Here is a 2,992-nt window from a genome sequence, read left to right as displayed (position 1 = left end):
GCGCCGCTCGGGCGGCTCACCGCCGGGCAGTTGCGCGCGCTGCTGCCCGCCGACGAAGTACGGCTCACGCCGTGGCGCGGCGCGGTGGTCGTGGGGGCCGACCCCGCACGCCTGCCGGACCTCGAAGCGGCCGGGCTCATCACCCGCCCCGACTCCCCCTGGGCCGGCGTCAGCGCCTGCACCGGGCGGCCCGGCTGCGCAAAGTCCCTCGCGGACGTGCGCGCCGACGCGGCCCCCGTCGCCCCCGGGCTCCCCGTCCACCACTCCGGGTGCGAGCGCCGCTGCGGCCACCCGCACGGAACCTGGGTCGACGTCCTCGCCACCGCCGACGGCGGCTACCTGGTGAACGGCGTCCCCGTCCCCCGTACCTCCCTGTCCGAAGCGGTCGCCACGGCCCGAACGACGAGATGAGCGAGAGCAACAGGATGTTCGACTACGAGAAGGACGGGGCGGAGATCTACCGCCGGTCCTTTGCCACGATCCGCGCCGAGGCGGATCTCGCGGGTCTGCCCGCCGACGTGAGCCAGGTCGCGGTACGGATGATCCACGCCTGCGGCATGACCGATCTCGTCCGCGATCTCGCCTGGTCCCCGCGGGTCGTCAGCGACGCCCGGGCCGCCCTGCGGGCCGGCGCGCCGATCCTGTGCGACGCGCAGATGGTCGCCAGCGGCGTCACCCGCAAGCGGCTGCCCGCCGACAACGAGGTGCTCTGCGCGCTGTCCGACCCGTCGGTGCCGGAGCTGGCCGCGAAGCTGGGCACCACCCGCAGCGCCGCCGCCCTCGAAGTCCTGCGGGACCGTCTCGAAGGCTCGGTCGTCGCCATCGGCAACGCGCCCACCGCGCTGTTCCACCTCCTGGAGATGATCGCGAAGGGGGCGGGCAAGCCCGCCGCCGTGCTCGGCATCCCGGTCGGCTTCATCGGCGCGGCCGAGTCGAAGGACGCGCTGGCCGCCCAGGAGCTGGGGCTCGAATACCTCGTCGTACGCGGCCGGCGCGGCGGCAGCGCCATGACCGCGGCCGCCATCAACGCGATCGCGCACGAAGCGGAGATCCAGAAGTGACCGGCAAGCTGTACGGGGTGGGCCTCGGGCCCGGCGACCCGAATCTGATGACCGTGGCGGCGGTGAAGGCCATCGCGTCCGCCGACGTGATCGCGTACCACTCCGCCCGGCACGGCCGCTCCATCGCGCGCTCGATCGCCGCGGAGCACATCCGCGAGGACCACATCGAGGAGCGGCTGATGTACCCGCTCACGGTGGAGACCACCGACCACCCCGGCGGCTACCGGGGCGCGCTGAACGACTTCTACGAGGAGGCGTCGGAGCGGCTCGCCGCGCACCTCGACGCGGGCCGCACGGTCGCCGTGCTCGCCGAGGGCGACCCGCTGTTCTACGGCTCGTACCAGCACATGCACAAGCGGCTCGCGCACCGCTTCGACACCGAGGTCATCCCCGGCGTCACCTCGGTCAGCGCGGCCGCCGCCCGGCTCGGGGAGCCGCTGTGCGAGGCCGAGGAGGTGCTGACGATCGTCCCCGGCACACTGCCGGAGGAGGAGCTGACGGCCCGGCTGGCCGGCACGGACTCGGCGGTCGTGATGAAGCTCGGCCGGACCTTCCCTGCGGTGAAGCGGGCCCTGGAGCGGGCCGGCCGGCTGGAGGACGCGCGGTACGTGGAGCGCGCCACGATGGCGGGCGAGCGGACCGGCCGGCTCGTGGACGTGGACCCGGAGTCGGTGCCGTACTTCTCGGTGGCCGTGCTGCCGTCCCGGATCGACCAGGAGCCTCCGGCCCGCGAGCGCGGCGAGGTCGTGGTCGTGGGCACCGGCCCGGCGGGCGCACCGTGGCTCACCCCCGAGTCGCGCGGCGCGCTGGTCAACGCGGACGATCTGGTCGGCTACACCACCTACCTGGACCGGGTGCCGGTGCTGCGGCCCGGGCAGCGGCGGCACGGCTCGGACAACAAGGTCGAGTCCGAGCGCGCCGAGTTCGCGCTCGAACTCGCCCGGCGGGGCCGCAAGGTGGCGGTCGTGTCCGGCGGCGACCCGGGCGTGTTCGCCATGGCGACGGCGGTCCTGGAGGTCGCGTCGGAGCCGGAGTACGCGGACGTGCCGGTACGGGTGCTGCCGGGCGTGACGGCCGCGAACGCGGCGGCCGCGGCAGCGGGCGCGCCGCTCGGCCACGACTACGCGACGATCTCGCTGTCCGACCGGCTCAAGCCCTGGGACGTGATCGCGAAGCGGCTGCGCGCGGCGGCCGAGGCGGACCTGGTGCTCGCGCTGTACAACCCGGGCTCCAAGTCCCGTACGCACCAGGTGGCCGCGGCCCGCGAGCTGCTCCTGGAGCTCCGCTCGCCCCAGACGCCGGTGGTCGTGGCGCGGGACGTCGGCGGTCCGGAGGAGTCGGTGCGGGTGGTGACCCTGAAGACCCTGGAGCCGTCCGAGGTCGACATGCGCACCCTGCTGCTGATCGGCTCCTCGCAGACGCGCGCGGTCGAGCGGGGCGACGGCAGGACGATCACCTGGACGCCCCGCCGGTACAGCTGAGTTGGGCCCACGCTCGAGCATTCGAGCGTCCGAACGTCCGGGCGAAAAAGTGCGGGGGCTGGGGCAACCCTGCCCCCGCCTCGCGGGTCACACAGGCATCAGTACATTTCAGGTGTTACACGTCGGTCCGGAAAGGACCCCACTCTCTGTGATGACTCGTACCCGCCTGGGAGCCGCGGCCCTGACCGCCGCGCTCGCCACGGCCGGCGGTCTGCTGACCGCCACCCCGGCTTCCGCCGCCGTCACCTGCACCTCCCCGGTCTGGACGGCGCAGTACTTCGCCAACACCTCGTTCAGCGGCACGCCCAAGCTGACCGCCTGCGACTCGGCCATCGCCGAGAACTACGGCAACGGCGACCCGGCCGGCGTCACGCTGCCCAACGACAACTTCTCCGTCCGCTGGTCCCTCACCCGGGACTTCGGCTCCGGCGGCCCCTTCCGCCTCAACGC

Annotated in this window: 2 protein-coding genes and 2 pseudogenes; all 4 read left to right on the top strand. The window is 73.8% G+C overall.

The genetic code is table 11. The features are described from left to right. A pseudogene (locus VIU94_RS23945) lies at positions 1–411 on the top strand (cobalamin biosynthesis protein CobG); the annotation flags it as partial. Beyond that, the gene (locus tag VIU94_RS23940) at positions 408–1,061 is read left to right on the top strand and encodes a precorrin-8X methylmutase (RefSeq protein ID WP_331913955.1); all 654 of its coding nucleotides are present in this window, start codon (positions 408–410) and stop codon (positions 1,059–1,061) included. The pseudogene VIU94_RS23945 and the gene VIU94_RS23940, both read left to right, overlap by 4 nt. Further along, positions 1,058–2,542, top strand: a complete 1,485-nt coding sequence (gene cobJ, locus VIU94_RS23935) for a precorrin-3B C(17)-methyltransferase (protein ID WP_331913953.1) — start codon at positions 1,058–1,060, stop codon at positions 2,540–2,542. The genes VIU94_RS23940 and cobJ overlap by 4 nt, the downstream gene beginning before the upstream one ends. Before the next feature lie 151 nt (positions 2,543–2,693). Then, a pseudogene (locus tag VIU94_RS23930) lies at positions 2,694–2,992 on the top strand (hypothetical protein); the annotation flags it as partial.

Source organism: Streptomyces sp. (assembly GCF_036566765.1).
Lineage (GTDB): Bacteria > Actinomycetota > Actinomycetes > Streptomycetales > Streptomycetaceae > Streptomyces.
Note: the sequence above shows the minus strand (reverse complement) of the source record. Positions and strands in the feature narration are given on the sequence as shown.